Source organism: Nocardia sp. NPDC024068, from assembly GCF_040638875.1.
In the GTDB taxonomy this organism is placed as follows: Bacteria; Actinomycetota; Actinomycetes; order Mycobacteriales; family Mycobacteriaceae; genus Nocardia.
This window is the reverse complement of the sequence record NZ_JBEZYU010000002.1, coordinates 140,932-156,438: the sequence shown is the minus strand read 5'-3', so window position 1 is coordinate 156,438 and position 15,507 is coordinate 140,932. Positions and strand designations below refer to the sequence as shown.

The window sequence follows — 15,507 nt, the reverse complement described above, 5'->3', positions numbered from 1 at the left end:
CCGGACAAGGAGTAGGCCCATGACCGAGGCGCCGACCGATTTCGATGTACTCATCGTGGGTTCGGGGTTCGGTGGCAGTGTCACCGCGTTACGGCTCGTAGAGAAGGGCTACACCGTCGGCGTCCTGGAGGCCGGACGCCGCTACGCCGACGACGAACTCCCCAAAACCAGCTGGGATCTGCGCAAATTCCTGTGGGCCCCCAAGCTCGGCTGCTACGGAATCCAGCGCATCCACCCACTGCGCAATGTGCTCATCCTCGGGGGCGCGGGAGTCGGCGGCGGCTCGCTGAACTACGCCAATACGCTCTACGTGCCGCCGGAGCCGTTCTTCCGGGACGCCCAGTGGCGCGATATCACAGATTGGCGCGCGGAACTCACTCCGTACTACGACCAGGCCACCCGCATGCTGGGGGTCGTCCAAAATCCGCATATGACCCCCGCGGACGAAGTATTCCTCCAGGTCGCCGAGGACATGGGTGTTGGCGACACTTTCGTGCAGACCCCGGTCGGGGTGTTCTTCGGTGAACCCGGCGAGACCGTGGACGATCCCTATTTCGGCGGCGTGGGTCCGGCGCGTACCGGCTGCCTGGAATGCGGCGACTGTATGGTCGGCTGCAAATTCGGCGCCAAGAACACCCTCGTCAAGAACTATCTGTATCTCGCCGAGCGAGCCGGAGCGCAGGTCGTGCCGATGACGACCGTGACCGAACTCCGGCCGCAGGACGACGGCAGCTGGGTGGTGTCGGCCGAGCGGACCGGTGCGTGGCTGCGCAAACAGCGGACTACCTATACCGCCCGGCAGGTCGTGGTCGCGGCGGGCACCCTGGGCACCCAGCGGCTGCTGCACGATATGCGCGACCGGCGCATCCTGCCGGACCTGTCCGACCGGCTCGGACTGCTCACCCGCACCAATTCGGAATCGATCGTCGGTGCCGCCACCAAGAAGGTCGTTCCCGGCACGGATTTCACCCGCGGCGTCGCGATCACCTCCTCGATCCACCCGACTCCGGACACCCATATCGAGCCGGTGCGGTACGGCAAGGGCTCGAACGCGATGGGCCTGCTGCAGACGCTCATGGTCGACGGCGGCGGTCGCGTTCCGCGCTGGCTGCGGTTCCTCGGCTACGCGCTGCGCCACCCGCTGCTGCTGCTCAGCTTCCTGAGCGTCCGCAACTGGAGTGAACGGACCATCATCTCTCTGGTGATGCAGCATCTGGACAACTCCATCACCACCTACACCACCCGGGGACTGTTCGGCCGGAAACTGACCAGCCGCCAGGGCCACGGGGAACCGAACCCCACCTGGATCCCGGCCGGCAACGAGGCGACCCGCCGGGTGGCCGAACAGATCGGCGGAACCGCTGGCGGGACGTGGGGCGAGGTGTTCAATATCCCGCTCACCGCCCATTTCCTGGGTGGCGCCGCGATCGGCGCGAACCGGGAGACCGGAGTGATCGACGCCTACCACCGCGTATTCGGCTATCCCACGCTCAGCGTGGTGGACGGGGCGGCGGTGTCGGCCAATCTCGGAGTCAATCCGTCGCTGACCATCACCGCTCAGGCCGAGCGGGCCGCCGCCTACTGGCCGAACAAGGGCGAGCGGGATCCGCGGCCGTCCCAGGACGCCCCCTACCGGCGAATCGCCCCGGTTCGCCCGGTTGCTCCGGTGGTGCCGGAGTCCGCGCCTGCCGCGTTGCGCCTGCCGATCGTCGCTATCACCGACACCTCCGCAGGCTGACCGGCGGGGCGATCAGCCCTTGTAGTAGACGAGCTGATGGCTGGTCGCGAGCAGGGTTCCGTCGTGGCCCCAGAGGTGCGCGTTCTGGTCGAAATGCCCATGCCCGAACCGGTTCGCCCGGGCGGTGCCCAATAGGTACTCGCTACCCTGCGCGGCGAGTTCTCCCGCTGTGGCGTGGTAGTAGATGGTGAGCGAGATCGTTCCGGCCGGCACGTACTGTCCGCGGCGCAGGAAAATTCGCGGATAGAAAGCGTCCGACATGGCGGTCAGCGAGGCGAAATCGAGCGGACGGGCCGGCCGGTCCCGCAGCCACAGCGTGCTGACCGAATCCGGGTGACCGGGCCGGTCGTCGGCCGGCGCCACATCGGGTACGGCGCCGGTGACGAACCGCAGATCGTAGTTGCGCCCCCAGGCGATGAACTCGGGGAACTCCTGGGGCACCGCCCGATCCGGGCCGGGGACCGACGGCATGATGAGTTCGAGATCCGACCAGGTATCGCGACGTAGACCGAACACGGCGGTCGCGGTGGTCGCCACCGCACCGTCCTGGGTGAGTTCCAGTTGCCAGTGCTGGTTGGTGCGGTTGGTGCGCACCGGACGCGCCAGGATCTCGAACGGCCCGTCGGCGATCGGACCCGCGAAGTTCACCGTGAGCGAGAGCGGATCGCCCAGGCGCTCCGGATGCTGCTCGATCGCCCGCAGCAGCGCCGCCGCGGTGACACCGCCGAAGGGCCCGACCATATTCGCGTAGTCCGGGCAGGTGTGACCGGCGAGGTGATGCGTGCCCACGTACTCCGTGGCGATGGCGGTGTCGAAGACATGTGGCGGCGCATCGATCCCGGTCACGGGGCCCTCCTGGGAATATGTGCTGTTGCGGCGGCATTGCGGATGTAAGTATGACAACATACATAGTAATAGGAGGCAAGAGGAGGGACGTATGCCACGACCCAAGGATTCGGACGGCCCCCGGGCGGCGATGATCGCGAGCGCGATCTCACTCATCCGGCGGCGCGGTGTCGCGGCGGTATCGTTCGCCGACGTCCTCGCGGCCAGCGGCGCGCCCCGCGGCTCGGTGTACCACCATTTCCCCCGGGGCCGCACCCAGCTCATCACCGAGGCGACCGAGGTCGCCAGCGCGCGGATCACCGCGGGCCTCGGCCGCGCCCTGGACACTCCCGAGACCTCCGCGGCGCTGCGCGCCCTGGCCCACACCCTGGCCCGCGGCCTGGACCGCGGCGATTACACGGTCGGCTGCCCGATCGCCGCGGCCGCGCTGAGCAACGAACCGGACGCGGTTGCCGCCGCAGGCAGCGCCTTCGACACCTGGCGCGAACTCATCGCGGGCAAACTGATCGCCGACGGGGCATACCCAGAAAGAGCCGCCTCGGTGGCGGTGCTGATCGTCAGCGCGCTGGAGGGCGCCCTCATCGTCGCCCGCACCGAACGGAGCCCCGCCGCGCTCGATACCGTCGTGGCGGAGCTGGGGGCCCTGTGCCGATCGGCGCTGGACGCCGGGCGATCGGACGTCCCGATCACTCCACCGGCCGCGTCTTGATGGCGTCGCGCGAGATGAAGACGTCGTATTCGCCGGGGGTCGCGATCACCGCGTTACCGTAGGCGGACCGGACGAACGGGGAGGTGAACCAGCGGTCCTCGTTCATGTCCTGGAAGAAGTCCCGGTCACCGCCGTTGAGGAAGATATGGTTCTGGTCGGTGGCCACTCCGTCGAGCCGCTGGCCGTACAGTCGCGACACCTTGTATCCCGAATGGAAGCCCAGCGCGTTCACCCAGGGTTCGAGTTCGACGATCTGGGCCTGTAGCACCCAGAGATCACCTTCGACGCGATGCGTACTGCGCTGCTGTCCCCCGTCGTCGTCGAACATGGTCAGCTCCACCTCGAGCTGATGGTCCGCGCCCGAGACCTGGGAGACGACGACGTGCGCCGCGCGGACCTCTCCCGTCAGCCCCAGATAGGTTTGGACGAGGGTGGCGATCCACAGGATCAGGCCCGCGGCGGCCAGAATCAGGACACCCCCCGACCCCCGTGCGAGCAGTGCCCGCGGTCCCCTTCCCCGTAGTGCGAACAATGCCGAAACCACCAGGGCCCCACCGATGATGATCGCGACGATCGCACCGATCTGCAGCACCCCGAAATCCACCGGGTAACTCATGCGCCGGTTATACCCGGCCGAGGTGCCGCGGAACCGCCGAACAGCCAACTGTCCCCACATCCGCCTCCGCTCTCGTATGTTGGGCCGACACAGTGTCGAAAGGTGCGAAGGTGACAGACGTCAGTGCGGACTATGTAATCGTCGGATCCGGGTCGGCGGGCGCGCTGCTCGCGAACCGGCTCAGCGCCGACCCGGGACGGTCCGTCGTCCTGCTGGAGGCGGGCCCGCCGGACAAGGACAAGTTCATCCGCATCCCGGCCGGATTCTCCAAACTCTTCCGCACTCCCTACGACTGGGACTACAGCACCGAACCGCAGCCTCAGCTCGACGACCGCCGGATCTACTGGCCGCGGGGCAAGACCTTCGGCGGCTCCTCATCCCTCAACGCCCAGATGTGGGTACGCGGTTTCCGCGCCGACTACGAGGAGTGGGCCGCGGCCGCGGGACCCGAATGGGGTTATGAGAAAGCGGTCGAGCAGTTCCGTGCCATCGAGGACGTGGAGGGTCCCGGCGGAGGCGACCACGGTACCGGCGGTCCCCTCCACATCTCCCGCCAGCGCAGCCCGCGGCCCTCCACGGCCGCCTATCTGCGGGCGGTCGCCGAACGCGGATTCACCGTCGAGGAGCCGAACCTGCCGGAGCCGCAGGGCTTCACCCAGACCATGGTCACGCAGTACCGGGGTCGCCGCTGGAGCAGCGCGGACGCGTACCTGCGACCGGCGATGAAGCGTCGCAACCTGAAGGTCCTCGCCGAGGCGACCGTCACCCGGGTGCTCTTCGACGGCGACCGGGCGGCCGGGGTCGAATACCTCCGCGGCGGTGCGGTACAGGCAGTCACCGCGGGCAAGGAGGTGATCCTGTGCGGCGGCGCCATCAACAGTCCGCAGCTGCTCATGCTGTCCGGGATCGGTGACCGGGACGAGCTCGGGCGCCACGGTATCGAGGTACGCCATCACGCCCCGGAAGTCGGGGCGAATCTGCAGGACCACCTGGTCGCCGGTCTGGGCTTCGGGGTCGACTCCGATTCGCTGTTCGGCGCGGAGAAACCCGCACAACTACTCGACTACCTGCTCCGGCATCGCGGGATGCTCACCTCGAATGTCGGTGAAGCGTACGGGTTCCTGCGCAGCGATCCCGGACTCGACCATCCCGACCTCGAACTGGTGTACGCACCGGCACCCTTCTACCACGAGGGCCTGGTCGACCCCACCGCACACGGCGTCATCCTGGCCACCGTCCTGCTGCGGCCGCACAGTCGCGGCACCGTCACACTCGCCTCCAAGGATCCCTCGGACAAGGCCGTGATCGACCCGAAATACCTCTCCGACCCCGGCGGGGCCGACCGGGCCGCCATCATGGCAGGGCTGAAGTACTGCGCCGAGATCGCCGATACCGAAGCCTTGAAGGACGTCCTGGGGTCGCTCTGCTATCCGCCGGACGCGCCGGGCGGTCCGGCCTCGGACGAAACCCGGGCGCTGGCCCTGAACAAATACGCGCATACGCTCTATCACCCGGCCGGAACCTGCCGGATGGGTTCCGACGACAGCAGTGTGGTGGATCCGCAGCTGCGGGTTCGCGGCGTCCAGGGCCTGCGCGTCGCGGACGCGTCGATCATGCCGGTGCTGGTGCGCGGGCACACACACGCGCCCAGTACGTTCATCGGCGCCCAGGCCGCCGATTTCGTGACCCGGGACTGAGGAGACCCGGAGCTGCCGGCCCGGACGCGGTACTGGGCCGGCAGCTCATCCCGGCGGCGTGCGGTCTCACCACGCGGTGGGCCCGCCGCCGGAGCCTGCCACTGCGCGCGATATTCAGCACGGCGCGATTCCCCGGCATCAGAAATATCAGGAATTCGATGCGCTGCGCACCGGATCAAAGACGGTCCGAAATTCCCAGCGCCCTGGAGAGGGCCGGCCAACTGCGGTGCAACTGCACCTCGAAATCCGGCCAGGCATGCATTCCTTCGGGCAGAAAATCCACCTCAGCGGGAATATCCAGTTCCCGTAGCCGCTCGGCGAAGCGCTGAGTGCACAGCCGCGCCCCCTGCTCGAGCAACGACCCGCCACCGAGCAGTACGGCGAGAATTTCCGGGCTGTCGCCGATCGACATCAGCGCGGCACCGCTCGGGGTTCCGTTCGCGACCGAAAGGTATATCTCGGTCCCCCGCAACGCCTCCGCGCCCAGCAGGCTGTCATGGGCGAGCCATTCCGGTGAAGCGGGCGGGCCGAACAGATTCTCCGGATTCCCCCCGCGCGACACCACGGTCGCCGTGGTGACCGCGCGGCCGAGCTGATCGGCCGTGGAATAGCATCCGCTCAGACCGGCGACACCCCGATAGAAGCCCTGATGACGCTGCGTCAGCATCATCGCGGCCTGAGCGCCCATCGAGACACCGGCAATCGCGCGGGCGCCGGTGGATTCCAGGTATTTCTCGACAATCGGCGGCAGTTCCTCGGTGAGAAAGGTTTCCCACCGATTCAGGCCGAGCGCGGCGTCGACCCGGATCCAGTCGGCGTACATGCTCGCCGTACCACCTGTGGTGAGCACGACATCGACGGGTTTATCGGCGAAGAACTCCGCGGCACCGCCGTCGGTCAGCCAGCCGGAGGTGGGCCCGCCGTCCACCCCGTCGAGCAGATACAGGGTGGGCCGGGGCGCCGGACCGGTACCGATCAGGGTGTCGATCGCGATCTCACGGCCCATGGCGGCCGAGCGGATATGCAGCCGGATCCGCCGATCGTCGAGCACTTCCACCCGCAGCAGCCGTGGGCCGCGTTCCTGCTCGCGACCCACTACCGGCGCCGCGAGTGCCGTACCGGGGGTGGAATAACCGGGCGGGGCGGCGCCTGCGGGTGTCGCCATCACCGCCCCCATCGCGACCAGAACCGCCAGAACCGAAACCGGGTATCTCATCACTACACCTCGTCGAAACACCTGGGCGAGTGCGCGCCCCGTTCACCGCTTGCGGACGCCGAGAATTCCCGGCGCCGCGGGACCGCTTCGAGCGTCCGGAGACACCCGGCTCTGCCGTCGCTCATTACGCGGCCCCCGGCTTCCCGGAACGGGCCCGACCGCCGGTCGTCACCGGATGCCGCGGCAGCCTGCGCAGCGGAAGCGCGTCCACCGCATCGCCTTCTCGCTCGACACCCGCGCCTTCGGTGATCCGGTACAGCCCAGGGGGCCGGCCCGCCGCACGCAGACTGTCCAGCGCCTCATGAGCACGGCCGGCCAGTTCCGGCACCTGCTCGGTCGATCCGGAGGCGACCGCGGCAGTCGGCGGGACTTCGGCGGCCTCCGCGATGAGCTCCAGAACTTCCGCACTCATCATTCCGGCGGCCACCGGGTCGCCACCCAGGGCCCGTACCGATTCCAGGGGAATGAGCACGGTACCGCCGTCGGTACGCAAGAGCGACAGCGAGCGGGATCCGAGCGGAGTACCAAGGGCCGCCTGCACCCGGCGCAGTTTGCGCCGGGCCGCCGAGACGGCCGCCGGTCCCCCCGCGCGCTCCTCGGGGTGGAGCGGAATATCCAGCGCCACCACCTGATAAGCGGGTGCGATCCGGATACCGGCTCGTTTCGCCAGCGCGGTCACCCCGTGCCCGCTCAGCAGCGCGGCCAGCATCGTCTGCGCGGAGGTCTGGTGCTCGCGGGCGACGACTCGGTGTTCGTCCAGATAGGCGGACGCGGCCGCGGTCGTCACGACCTCCACGACGCGGACCAGCAGCCGCGCGGCATCCGCCACGGCGTCGGCACGTACGGCGGCGTCGGCCATCCGGCCGGTCAGGAATTCCAGCCCGTCCCGGGCACCCGCGTGGCAGGCGGTGAGCACCGATTCCAGCGCCACCCCCTCCCGCGCCCATCGTTCGGCCGCCGCGACCACCGCCGGCGGCCGAGCCGCCGCCCCGGACGATGCGGTGCCGGTTTCCGGAGTGAGATCCTGCGCGACCTCCGCCAGATACCGGCGCACCGCGGCGCCCACCGTCGTGGCGTCCCCATCTCGGACGGGGTCGCGGAAATGCGCCACGAGTTCGTCTTCCAGGCCTGCGCTCCCGGAATCGGCTGACTTTCTGCCCACCATAACTACCGGACAGTAACCTTGCCGCCGGGCCATCGGGACTATCCGGCGTTAGTCCGGACAGGTCATCAGCCGTCCGTCCGGGGATTGGGGCCGATCACAAGACGATAACGACACGGCAACGCACCGCCGTTGAACCGACGGTCCGCGACGCCGGCCGGTCATCCGGAGTTCAGTGGGTGCGGCCGGATTCCCGCGGCGCGGGCTGGTCGAGAATACGTGGCTGCCGCCGCCGCAACGCCGACAACAGGCCCGGGGTGTATTCCGGCGGTGCGGCATGGACCGACAACTGGTTCGCGACTGCCCGATACGCGTCCAGATCGGCTTGTTTGTCCAGATAAAGCGCACCGGTGAGTTGCTGGAGGTAGACGATATCCGGAAGATCCGCCTCGGCGAAGCGCAGATAGGTGAAGGCGCCGTCGGCCAGCGCCGGTCCACCGACGTGATCGGCCAGGACCTGCACCGTGATATGCGGTTGACGGGCCGCGGCGAGGAGCTGATCGAGCTGCGCGCCCCAGACCCGGGAACCACCGATGCGGCGGGTCAGCGCCGCCTCCTCCACGATCAGCCACAGATGCGGAGGATGGGCCCGGGTCAGGATGTGCTGCCGGCGCATCCGCAGCGCCACCCGGCGTTCGATCGCATCTTCCGATTGTGTCGGATGCGCCAGGGTCAGCAGGGCCCGTGCGTAATCCGGGGTCTGCAACAGTTCCGGAACCGTACGGGGCTCGTAGCAGCGAATGACCTGGGCGGCCTGTTCCAGTCCCAGATACATATCGAACCACTTGGGAAGCCAGTCGTTGTCCCGATGCCACCAGCCCGAGGTGTTGGCCTGCCGGGCGAGTTCCTGAAAGGCGTCGAGTTCCTCCCCGTCGGTGATCCCGTACAACTGGAGCAGATCTGTCAGATCGCGCTCACGGATGCTGGTGCGGCCGAGTTCGAGCCGGCTGATCTTCGAATCCGACCCCCGGATATGGTCGCCCGCCTGCTCCCGGGACAGCCCGCTCGCCTCCCGCAACCGCCGCAACCTGCCGCCGAGCACCATCCGCAACACCGTCGGCCCGCCCTCGACCGCCGCCCGTGCCGTGGAGCCCGGTCCGGTCGAGACATTCGTGTCCATAGCCGATCGCATACCAGAAGCGCCCATTATTCGAGTTTCGCATGGGAGCGCCGCCGGAGACCAAACGAAACACCCGTGGCGTGAACGACATTCACGGCGGCGTCGCGGGGCGCGGAGGTACCGGACCGGCTGCGTGCCCCGGCTCACCGCTTCGGGCCCACGGTGACCGGCGGCTCCCGGGTTCCGGCCGGGCGGTGTGAATCGCACCGACGCCCCTCTCCCGGGTGCTGTGAATTCCCCAGAGCCCGTTCCGGAACATGTTCTCACCGATGGTGCGGACTTACCGTTACACATAACGGCGTCGACGTTGACGCCGATCGGAAGGAGACGCGGATCTTGAACGCCACGACACCGGCCACGGCCGACCGCGACGACACCACCCGCGACGCCCTTACGCGCCGGGTAACCGTCTACTTCGACGGCGTCCCAGGTAATGCCTTCGTTCTGGAATACGCGGCAACCCATACCGAGGCCTGGGAATTCACCTCCGCAGCGGCCTATACGGGCCTCACCGTGACCGTGGACAGCAAGATCAGGCCGGGCCTGCGCCGACTACCCTGCCACAGCCTCTGGCGCTGAATCGCCGGCGGCGCACCACGCCGGATAGCAGCGCGCGGGCGGCCACACCTCTAGGCTCGGGAACAGCCGGTGACGACCCGGCGGTCCCGAATCGCAGGAGCGTGTATGCCGACCCGACCCACCGTCCGCCTGGGCGGCATATTCGCCGTGGTGGCCGCCGTGGCGACGGGTGGATGCGCGAACCCGGATCCCGAACCCGGCACCGACCCGGCCACCACGGCCGGCACCCCCTCCCCTTCTTCATCGCCGGCGATCGGCGCCGCGGCGACCCGTACCCCCATCCCGACCGTGGATCCCTATGCCGGGATGCCGCTGATCGAACGCCTCGAATGGACATCGAACGCCGACGGCACGCGGCTGATGGTTCATCCCACCCGGGCGGGGCGTGATACGACCTTTCCCGGTTCGGACGCCCGCGCCTGGCAGGAGGTCGTCCGCTCCGACCCCGCCGCCGACACCCCGGGGATGTGGAATCAGTTCCGCTGTCACTGGGATTGGGCGCGGCTCATCGCACCCGAGAAACCCAGCTGGAATCTGGAACCCTGGCGACCGCCGGTGGGGTACGACGCGACCGTCGATGCCGCTTGCAACCCCGGTGGACCCGAACGTTGAGAAGGCACGATACGAACGAAAGGAACCACGGTATGCGCATCGTCATCGCCGGCGGACACGGCAAGATCGCCCTGCTGCTCGCGGAACAACTCACCGGCCGCGGCCACAGTGTCATCTCGCTGATCCGCAATCCCGCCCACGCCCGGGAGGTCTACGCCACCGGTGCCGAATCCGTGGTCCTCGACCTGGAAAACGCGCTCGTGAGCGATCTGGCCGCCACCGTGCAGGGGGCGGACGCCGTGGTCTTCGCGGCGGGCGCCGGCCCGGGCAGCGGGACGGCGCGGAAGTACAGTGTGGACCGGGACGGGTCGGTGCTGCTCGCGGAGGCGACCGAGCGGGTGGGAACGCGGAGGTTCCTGCAGATTTCGGCCATGGGCACCGGTCTGCCTCCGGGCCCGGGCACCGATGAGGTGTGGGCCGCCTATATCGAGGCCAAGACCCAGGCCGAAGACGATCTGCGCAGCCGCGACCTGGACTGGACCATCCTCCGTCCCGGGCGCCTGACGGATTCGGCCGGCACCGGGCTGGTCACCTTGGCCGATCACAGGCTGGAGCGTGGCGAGATTCCCCGGGCCGACGTCGCGGCCGTACTGACCGAACTGCTCGGTGCACCGGAGACCGCAGGCCGGACCTTGGAACTCGTTTCCGGGACCACGCCGATCCGCGCCGCGATCGCGGCGCTGGGCGCCTGAACGGTCGTCCGAAAAACGTTCGTACACAAGGAATCGATCGTGCAGATGTACTTGCATTTGAAAGCACCCGCGACCTAGACTCTTCCCACACCGCTATACAGGGGAAAACAATGGGGAGGCCGCGTGAGTGAGCCGACAACAACATTCGCCAGTGGTTTACTGCCGCAGTTGCGGGAGAGCCCGACGGATCCAACCCGATTCGGTAGCAGTCCGGCCGGAATCGGTTCCGCCACGATCGGCAAGCCGGCGAACGGTATTGATATGAGTACATTCGGCGTCCGTAGCGGACGCCCCCGCAACGGATCATCACGTGAGACCGCCGTCGAATTCGTCATCGACGCAATCGAATCCACCGGGGCCGCTACTCGTGATGACTTCGATATAGACAAGATCGTCGCGACGGTGCACGCCCTGGCCGACGACTGGGACTTCGGGACGCTCCGGCCGGATACTTTCTGGCGCGTCGCCTCGACGTTCATCAGGGCCTGACCGGCCAGTGAATTTCCGTCTCGGCGATCTCGGCGCCGAGACGGTTGTTCCACAGCGATTTCCGCTCGAAAATTCAGCCGGATGACGGCCACTCCACAGGAGTCCGCCTGGCTATTTCGCTAGAGCCCCTCGATGTATTGGGCGATAATATTCCTCGACCGCTCGGGCGTCGCCGCCTGGACACTCAATCGGTCCATCACCGACAAGTACAGCGCCAGATCCTCGCGTCGGTCCAGATACAGCGCGCTCGTCAACTGCTCGAGGTAGACGATATCCGGCAGCTCGGTCTCCGCAAATCGCAGGATAGTGAAAGAGCTTCCCGCAGCGGGATGTTCACCTGCGGAGAATGGGACCACCTGAATAGTCACGTTGGGCAGACGCGTGAGATCGAGCAGATGCTCGAGCTGCGCACGATGCACAGCGGGCCCGCCGACCGGCCGGTGCAGCGCCGCCTCGTCGATCACCGCCCAGACAACCGGCGGATCGGCCCGGTGCAGGATTTCCTGCCGCCGCTGCCGGAACGCCACCCGGCGATCGGTATCGGAATCTTCGTAACCGAGGGTCACCACCGCGCGGGCGTAGTCCGGGGTCTGCAGCAGACCTGGCACCAGATGCGACTCATAGGTACGAATTTTGCTCGCGGCCTGCTCCAGGCCGAGGTAGGTGCCGAACCAGGACGGCAGCAGATCGCCGAAACGATGCCACCATCCCGGCTCGTTGGCCTTACGCGCGAGAACGAGGAATCGCTCCCGCTCCTCGGTATCGGTGACGCCGTACAGCGTCAGCAGATCCCGGATATCGCGCTCTTTGAAGCTGGTCCGGCCCAGCTCGAGCCGGCTGATCTTCGCATGGGAACCGCGGATGGCGTCACCCGCGGCTTCTCTCGTTATCTTCTTGCTCTCACGCAGTTTTCGTAACTGGCCGCCCAGGGCGATACGTAGAACCGTGGGGCCGCGTTCCGCATCAACGGGTTGTGCGCTGCCACGCTTCTCGGGCTCTGCCATCATGGAGTCGTCTCCGCTTTCGGGTTAACCCACGGTGCGTACCTCATCAGCCCAGGACGCACCACGCCGACGGCCCATGCTACCTCTCAGCCCGCCAGATCGTCGAACTCTCCCGCTTTTGCTCCCTGGAGAAAGGCTTCGATCTCCGGACGGGTGTAGAAGAGGACGCCACCATCAGGGAATCGCGAATTGCGCACAGCCACCAGATCGTTGGCCGCTTCCGCGAACTCGACACAGTTCCCGCTCGGATTGCTGAAGGTGCTCTTCCGCCAACTTCCGATCACCTGATTGATCACTTCCGACATAGGACCCACTCCTTGCTCATGGTCGCTGACGCCACTGTCGCATACCGCCGGTTCTTACAGATGCACTCGCAGGTGTTCTTGCATCTGCACCGACATCAGGACGATAGCACGAAGTTCGCCGGGGTGCGCCCACAGGCCCCGGACACTGCCCGAGCAGTGCCGCCACGCCACCGTTCGATCGTTGGAGCACAACGGAATCCGGATCCCGGCCGCACCGGCTTCCACCTCCACCCTCGGTAGCGGCCGGTCTTGTACTGTCGCAGCGATACTTCGATTCCACTCGCCCGAGGTTCACCCAGGCCGCGTTCGGCACGTTTTCGACCACCTGTCACGCCGAGGAGTTCTCCATGCCCGAAGACCACCGGCCCACGATCCGGACAGATATCCCGCACTCCGCGCGTATCTGGAACTACTGGATGGGCGGAGACGACTACTTCGAGGCGGATCGCCTCGCCGGCGAGGCCGGGATCGCGGTGGATCCCGATATCACCACCATGGCGGTCGAGTCCCGGCAGTTCCTGATCCGCACCGTACGATTCCTCGCCGCGGAGAAGGGTATCCGCCAATTCCTGGATATCGGAGCGGGGCTGCCCAGCATGCAGAACACCCACCAGGTGGCCCAGTCGGTGGCGCCGGATTCCAGGATCGTCTATATCGACAACGACCCTCTGGTGCTCGCGCACGCCCGCACCCTGCTGGCGGGCACCACGGACGAAGGCGTGACGACGTACTCCGACGCCGACTACCGGAACTCCGAACTCGTCGTCGCCGACGCGCGCCATGTCCTGAACTTCACCACGCCGCTGGCGGTCATGTTCATGGGCGTCCTCGGGCATGCCGCTTCGGCGGAAGAGATGCGCCGGATCGTGCGTACGGTCCTCGACGCGACCCCTTCGGGGAGTTATCTGGTCCTCTGGGACGGCACCGACGACAGCGCCGACTACGTGAAGCTGTGTTCGAACTACACGGATACCGGCGGTGCGCCCTACGTACCTCGGCCGCGGGCCGAGATCCGGGCCGCGTTCGACGGCCTGGCGCTCGAGGCTCCGGGATTCGTCTCGATTACCCAGTGGCGGCCCGACACCGGCGACTCCGCGGCGACCCGGCCGATCTCCGCGTACGGCGGGGTGGCACGAAAGCCCTGACCGCGGGACCGCCGCCGACGGCGCGCAGCCTCCAGGAGGAACGGGAAGCACAGGGCCGCAGCGGTGGTCGCGGTCCGGAGATGCCGCGCCGCGCGCCGCGAATTTTCGATTGTTGTTTGCAGATGTACTTGCATTTGTAAGTAACGTCGACTTAGACTCGTGCCACCCAGAGGGGCGATACGCAGGGTTTTCCGGCCGGTTCGAAGGTCGGGCGGATCGCCTCCGCAACATCGCACGTGAGGGGCAACCGAATGATCCAGCCATTCCGAAGTCCCCACCGGAACGCGGTAGGTAGCGCCACCGGTGCCCCTTCGATGGGCCACCACCCGGAACCGCTGCGCCACTACGCCGCCGCGGAAGCCGGCACCGATTGCAGCGCCGAACCGCCGGTACTGACCTACCGGCAGGCCCGGGAAATTCTGCACGTTCACGATGTGCACGGCCCGCAGTGCCGGCAGTGGCTGGCCGCCGCCGCCTACCTTTCGGCGGGGCTCGACGACGAATAGCCGGCCGCAGAACTCGCCGGCACCACCACCCGATACCGATCCGTGCTGGCTTTCGATCAGCAGACGCGGGATTCTGGAATCCCGCGCTCATGTGGATGGTAACCATGCGAATAGCCGAGATCCTCCGCACCAAGGGCAGTGCCGTCGCGACCATTCGGCCCGAGGCCGATATCCGCGCCCTGCTCGCACTCCTGACGGAACACAACATCGGTGCCGCCGTCGTCTCCCCGGACGGCAGCGTCATCAGCGGAATCATCACCGAACGGGATATCGTCCGGGCACTGCTCAGCCACGGCGGGCAACTACTGGACTGCCCGGTCACGCAGGTGATGAGTACCGATGTACGCACCTGCGGCCCCGACGACGAAGTGGACGGGTTGCGCAACATCATGACCGACCACCGGATCCGCCATCTCCCGGTGGTCGACGAGGAGGGCCGTCTCGCCGGGATCGTGAGCATCGGCGACGTCGTCAAGAGCGCATTGTCCGAACTCACGACCGAACGTGAACAGCTCGTCGAGTACCTGCAGGGCGGCTACTGATCCTCAGCCGAGATCGGCGGACAACCAGCGTTGCGGCCGCATCGAGACCACCACGTGCTCACCGAGTTCGGCCTCGGCGTACGCCAGATAATCGTCCACCCGCTCGGCGGGTAGGTAACGGCCGACCATCTCACGGTGCACCGCGTCGGTGAGCGGTCCGACCCCGGTCACCGGGCCCTCGACACTCACGTAGCGCACGGTCGGCTCGACCCGCTCCACCATGAGACTGAACCTGCCCGCGGCCCGGATCCGGCGCATTTTCTCCGACTCGAGCCCGGTGAGGACCCATAGCTCGCCGCCGGGGACGTACTGATACCAGATGGGGACCGTGAGCGGGCCACGATCCGGACCGGCCGTCACCGACAGTGCGCCGATATGTGGTTCGGCAAGAAAGGACTGACGCTCTTCCAAGGTGAGGGGCATACCGGCACCCTAACGCGGGCCGCCGACAATTCCCGGGACCCGGCGACGGTCACGCGGGACCGGACGGTCGCGCGCGGCTGCGCGAAACCCTTTGCAAGCCAAAGCT

18 protein-coding genes are annotated in these 15,507 nt (G+C 67.4%); 10 read left to right on the top strand and 8 right to left on the bottom strand.

Going from position 1 to position 15,507, the window contains the following annotated elements:
* Positions 1–19: 19 nt before the first annotated feature.
* Complete coding sequence (locus tag AB0F41_RS03620; protein WP_357421130.1) at positions 20–1,738, top strand: GMC family oxidoreductase; 1,719 nt, start codon at positions 20–22, stop codon at positions 1,736–1,738.
* A 12-nt stretch (positions 1,739–1,750) separates the two neighbouring features.
* On the opposite strand, the gene AB0F41_RS03615 is transcribed toward AB0F41_RS03620, so the two are convergent.
* Positions 1,751–2,584, bottom strand: coding sequence for a thioesterase family protein (locus AB0F41_RS03615; protein WP_357421129.1), 834 nt, complete (start codon positions 2,582–2,584; stop codon positions 1,751–1,753).
* Between the two features lie 91 nt (positions 2,585–2,675).
* On the opposite strand from AB0F41_RS03615, the gene AB0F41_RS03610 reads away from it, so the two are divergent.
* Positions 2,676–3,293, top strand: a complete 618-nt coding sequence (locus tag AB0F41_RS03610; protein WP_357421128.1) for a TetR/AcrR family transcriptional regulator — start codon at positions 2,676–2,678, stop codon at positions 3,291–3,293.
* On the opposite strand, the gene AB0F41_RS03605 is transcribed toward AB0F41_RS03610, so the two are convergent.
* Positions 3,271–3,909, bottom strand: coding sequence for a hypothetical protein (locus tag AB0F41_RS03605; RefSeq protein ID WP_357421127.1), 639 nt, complete (start codon positions 3,907–3,909; stop codon positions 3,271–3,273). The genes AB0F41_RS03610 and AB0F41_RS03605 overlap by 23 nt on opposite strands.
* Before the next feature lie 110 nt (positions 3,910–4,019).
* Here AB0F41_RS03605 and AB0F41_RS03600 point away from each other — a divergent pair, with 110 nt between their 5' ends.
* Positions 4,020–5,606, top strand: coding sequence for a GMC family oxidoreductase N-terminal domain-containing protein (locus tag AB0F41_RS03600; protein WP_357421126.1), 1,587 nt, complete (start codon positions 4,020–4,022; stop codon positions 5,604–5,606).
* A gap of 175 nt (positions 5,607–5,781) precedes the next feature.
* Here AB0F41_RS03600 and AB0F41_RS03595 read toward each other — a convergent pair whose 3' ends face one another.
* From AB0F41_RS03595 to AB0F41_RS03585, 3 genes are all read right to left on the bottom strand, one after another.
* Complete coding sequence (locus AB0F41_RS03595; protein ID WP_357421125.1) at positions 5,782–6,822, bottom strand: alpha/beta hydrolase family protein; 1,041 nt, start codon at positions 6,820–6,822, stop codon at positions 5,782–5,784.
* 124 nt (positions 6,823–6,946) lie between these two features.
* Entirely contained in the window at positions 6,947–7,984 is a 1,038-nt protein-coding gene (locus tag AB0F41_RS03590; RefSeq protein WP_357421124.1) for a transcriptional regulator, read from the bottom strand.
* 172 nt (positions 7,985–8,156) lie between these two features.
* Entirely contained in the window at positions 8,157–9,104 is a 948-nt protein-coding gene (locus AB0F41_RS03585; RefSeq protein WP_357421123.1) for a helix-turn-helix transcriptional regulator, read from the bottom strand.
* A gap of 336 nt (positions 9,105–9,440) precedes the next feature.
* Here AB0F41_RS03585 and AB0F41_RS03580 point away from each other — a divergent pair, with 336 nt between their 5' ends.
* From AB0F41_RS03580 to AB0F41_RS03565, 4 genes are all read left to right on the top strand, one after another.
* A complete protein-coding gene (locus AB0F41_RS03580) occupies positions 9,441–9,683 on the top strand; it encodes a hypothetical protein (RefSeq protein WP_357421122.1) in 243 nt (80 codons plus the stop codon).
* Between the two features lie 105 nt (positions 9,684–9,788).
* Positions 9,789–10,295 (top strand): DUF2599 domain-containing protein, encoded by a 507-nt coding sequence (locus AB0F41_RS03575; RefSeq protein WP_357421121.1) that lies wholly within the window; start codon positions 9,789–9,791, stop codon positions 10,293–10,295.
* A 32-nt stretch (positions 10,296–10,327) separates the two neighbouring features.
* On the top strand, positions 10,328–10,987 hold the full coding sequence (locus AB0F41_RS03570; RefSeq protein WP_357421120.1) for an SDR family oxidoreductase: 660 nt from the start codon (positions 10,328–10,330) through the stop codon (positions 10,985–10,987).
* Positions 10,988–11,248: 261 nt separating this feature from the next.
* Entirely contained in the window at positions 11,249–11,476 is a 228-nt protein-coding gene (locus AB0F41_RS03565; RefSeq protein WP_357421119.1) for a hypothetical protein, read from the top strand.
* A gap of 119 nt (positions 11,477–11,595) precedes the next feature.
* Here AB0F41_RS03565 and AB0F41_RS03560 read toward each other — a convergent pair whose 3' ends face one another.
* On the bottom strand, positions 11,596–12,483 hold the full coding sequence (locus tag AB0F41_RS03560; RefSeq protein ID WP_357421118.1) for a helix-turn-helix transcriptional regulator: 888 nt from the start codon (positions 12,481–12,483) through the stop codon (positions 11,596–11,598).
* 83 nt (positions 12,484–12,566) lie between these two features.
* Positions 12,567–12,785 carry a DUF397 domain-containing protein gene (locus AB0F41_RS03555; RefSeq protein ID WP_357421117.1) on the bottom strand — a complete coding sequence of 73 codons (219 nt, stop codon included), beginning with the start codon at positions 12,783–12,785 and terminating at the stop codon, positions 12,567–12,569.
* 347 nt (positions 12,786–13,132) lie between these two features.
* Between AB0F41_RS03555 and AB0F41_RS03550 the strand changes: the two genes are divergently transcribed.
* The 3 genes from AB0F41_RS03550 (at position 13,133) to AB0F41_RS03540 (ending at position 14,978) form a co-directional block, all read left to right on the top strand.
* Positions 13,133–13,930 (top strand): SAM-dependent methyltransferase, encoded by a 798-nt coding sequence (locus tag AB0F41_RS03550; RefSeq protein ID WP_357421116.1) that lies wholly within the window; start codon positions 13,133–13,135, stop codon positions 13,928–13,930.
* Between the two features lie 314 nt (positions 13,931–14,244).
* Complete coding sequence (locus tag AB0F41_RS03545; protein WP_357421115.1) at positions 14,245–14,436, top strand: hypothetical protein; 192 nt, start codon at positions 14,245–14,247, stop codon at positions 14,434–14,436.
* A 104-nt stretch (positions 14,437–14,540) separates the two neighbouring features.
* Complete coding sequence (locus AB0F41_RS03540) at positions 14,541–14,978, top strand: CBS domain-containing protein (protein WP_357421114.1); 438 nt, start codon at positions 14,541–14,543, stop codon at positions 14,976–14,978.
* Between the two features lie 3 nt (positions 14,979–14,981).
* Here AB0F41_RS03540 and AB0F41_RS03535 read toward each other — a convergent pair whose 3' ends face one another.
* Positions 14,982–15,401: a pyridoxamine 5'-phosphate oxidase family protein gene (locus AB0F41_RS03535; protein ID WP_357421113.1), complete on the bottom strand. Its 420-nt coding sequence runs from the start codon at positions 15,399–15,401 to the stop codon at positions 14,982–14,984.
* Between the last annotated feature and the right edge of the window lie 106 nt (positions 15,402–15,507).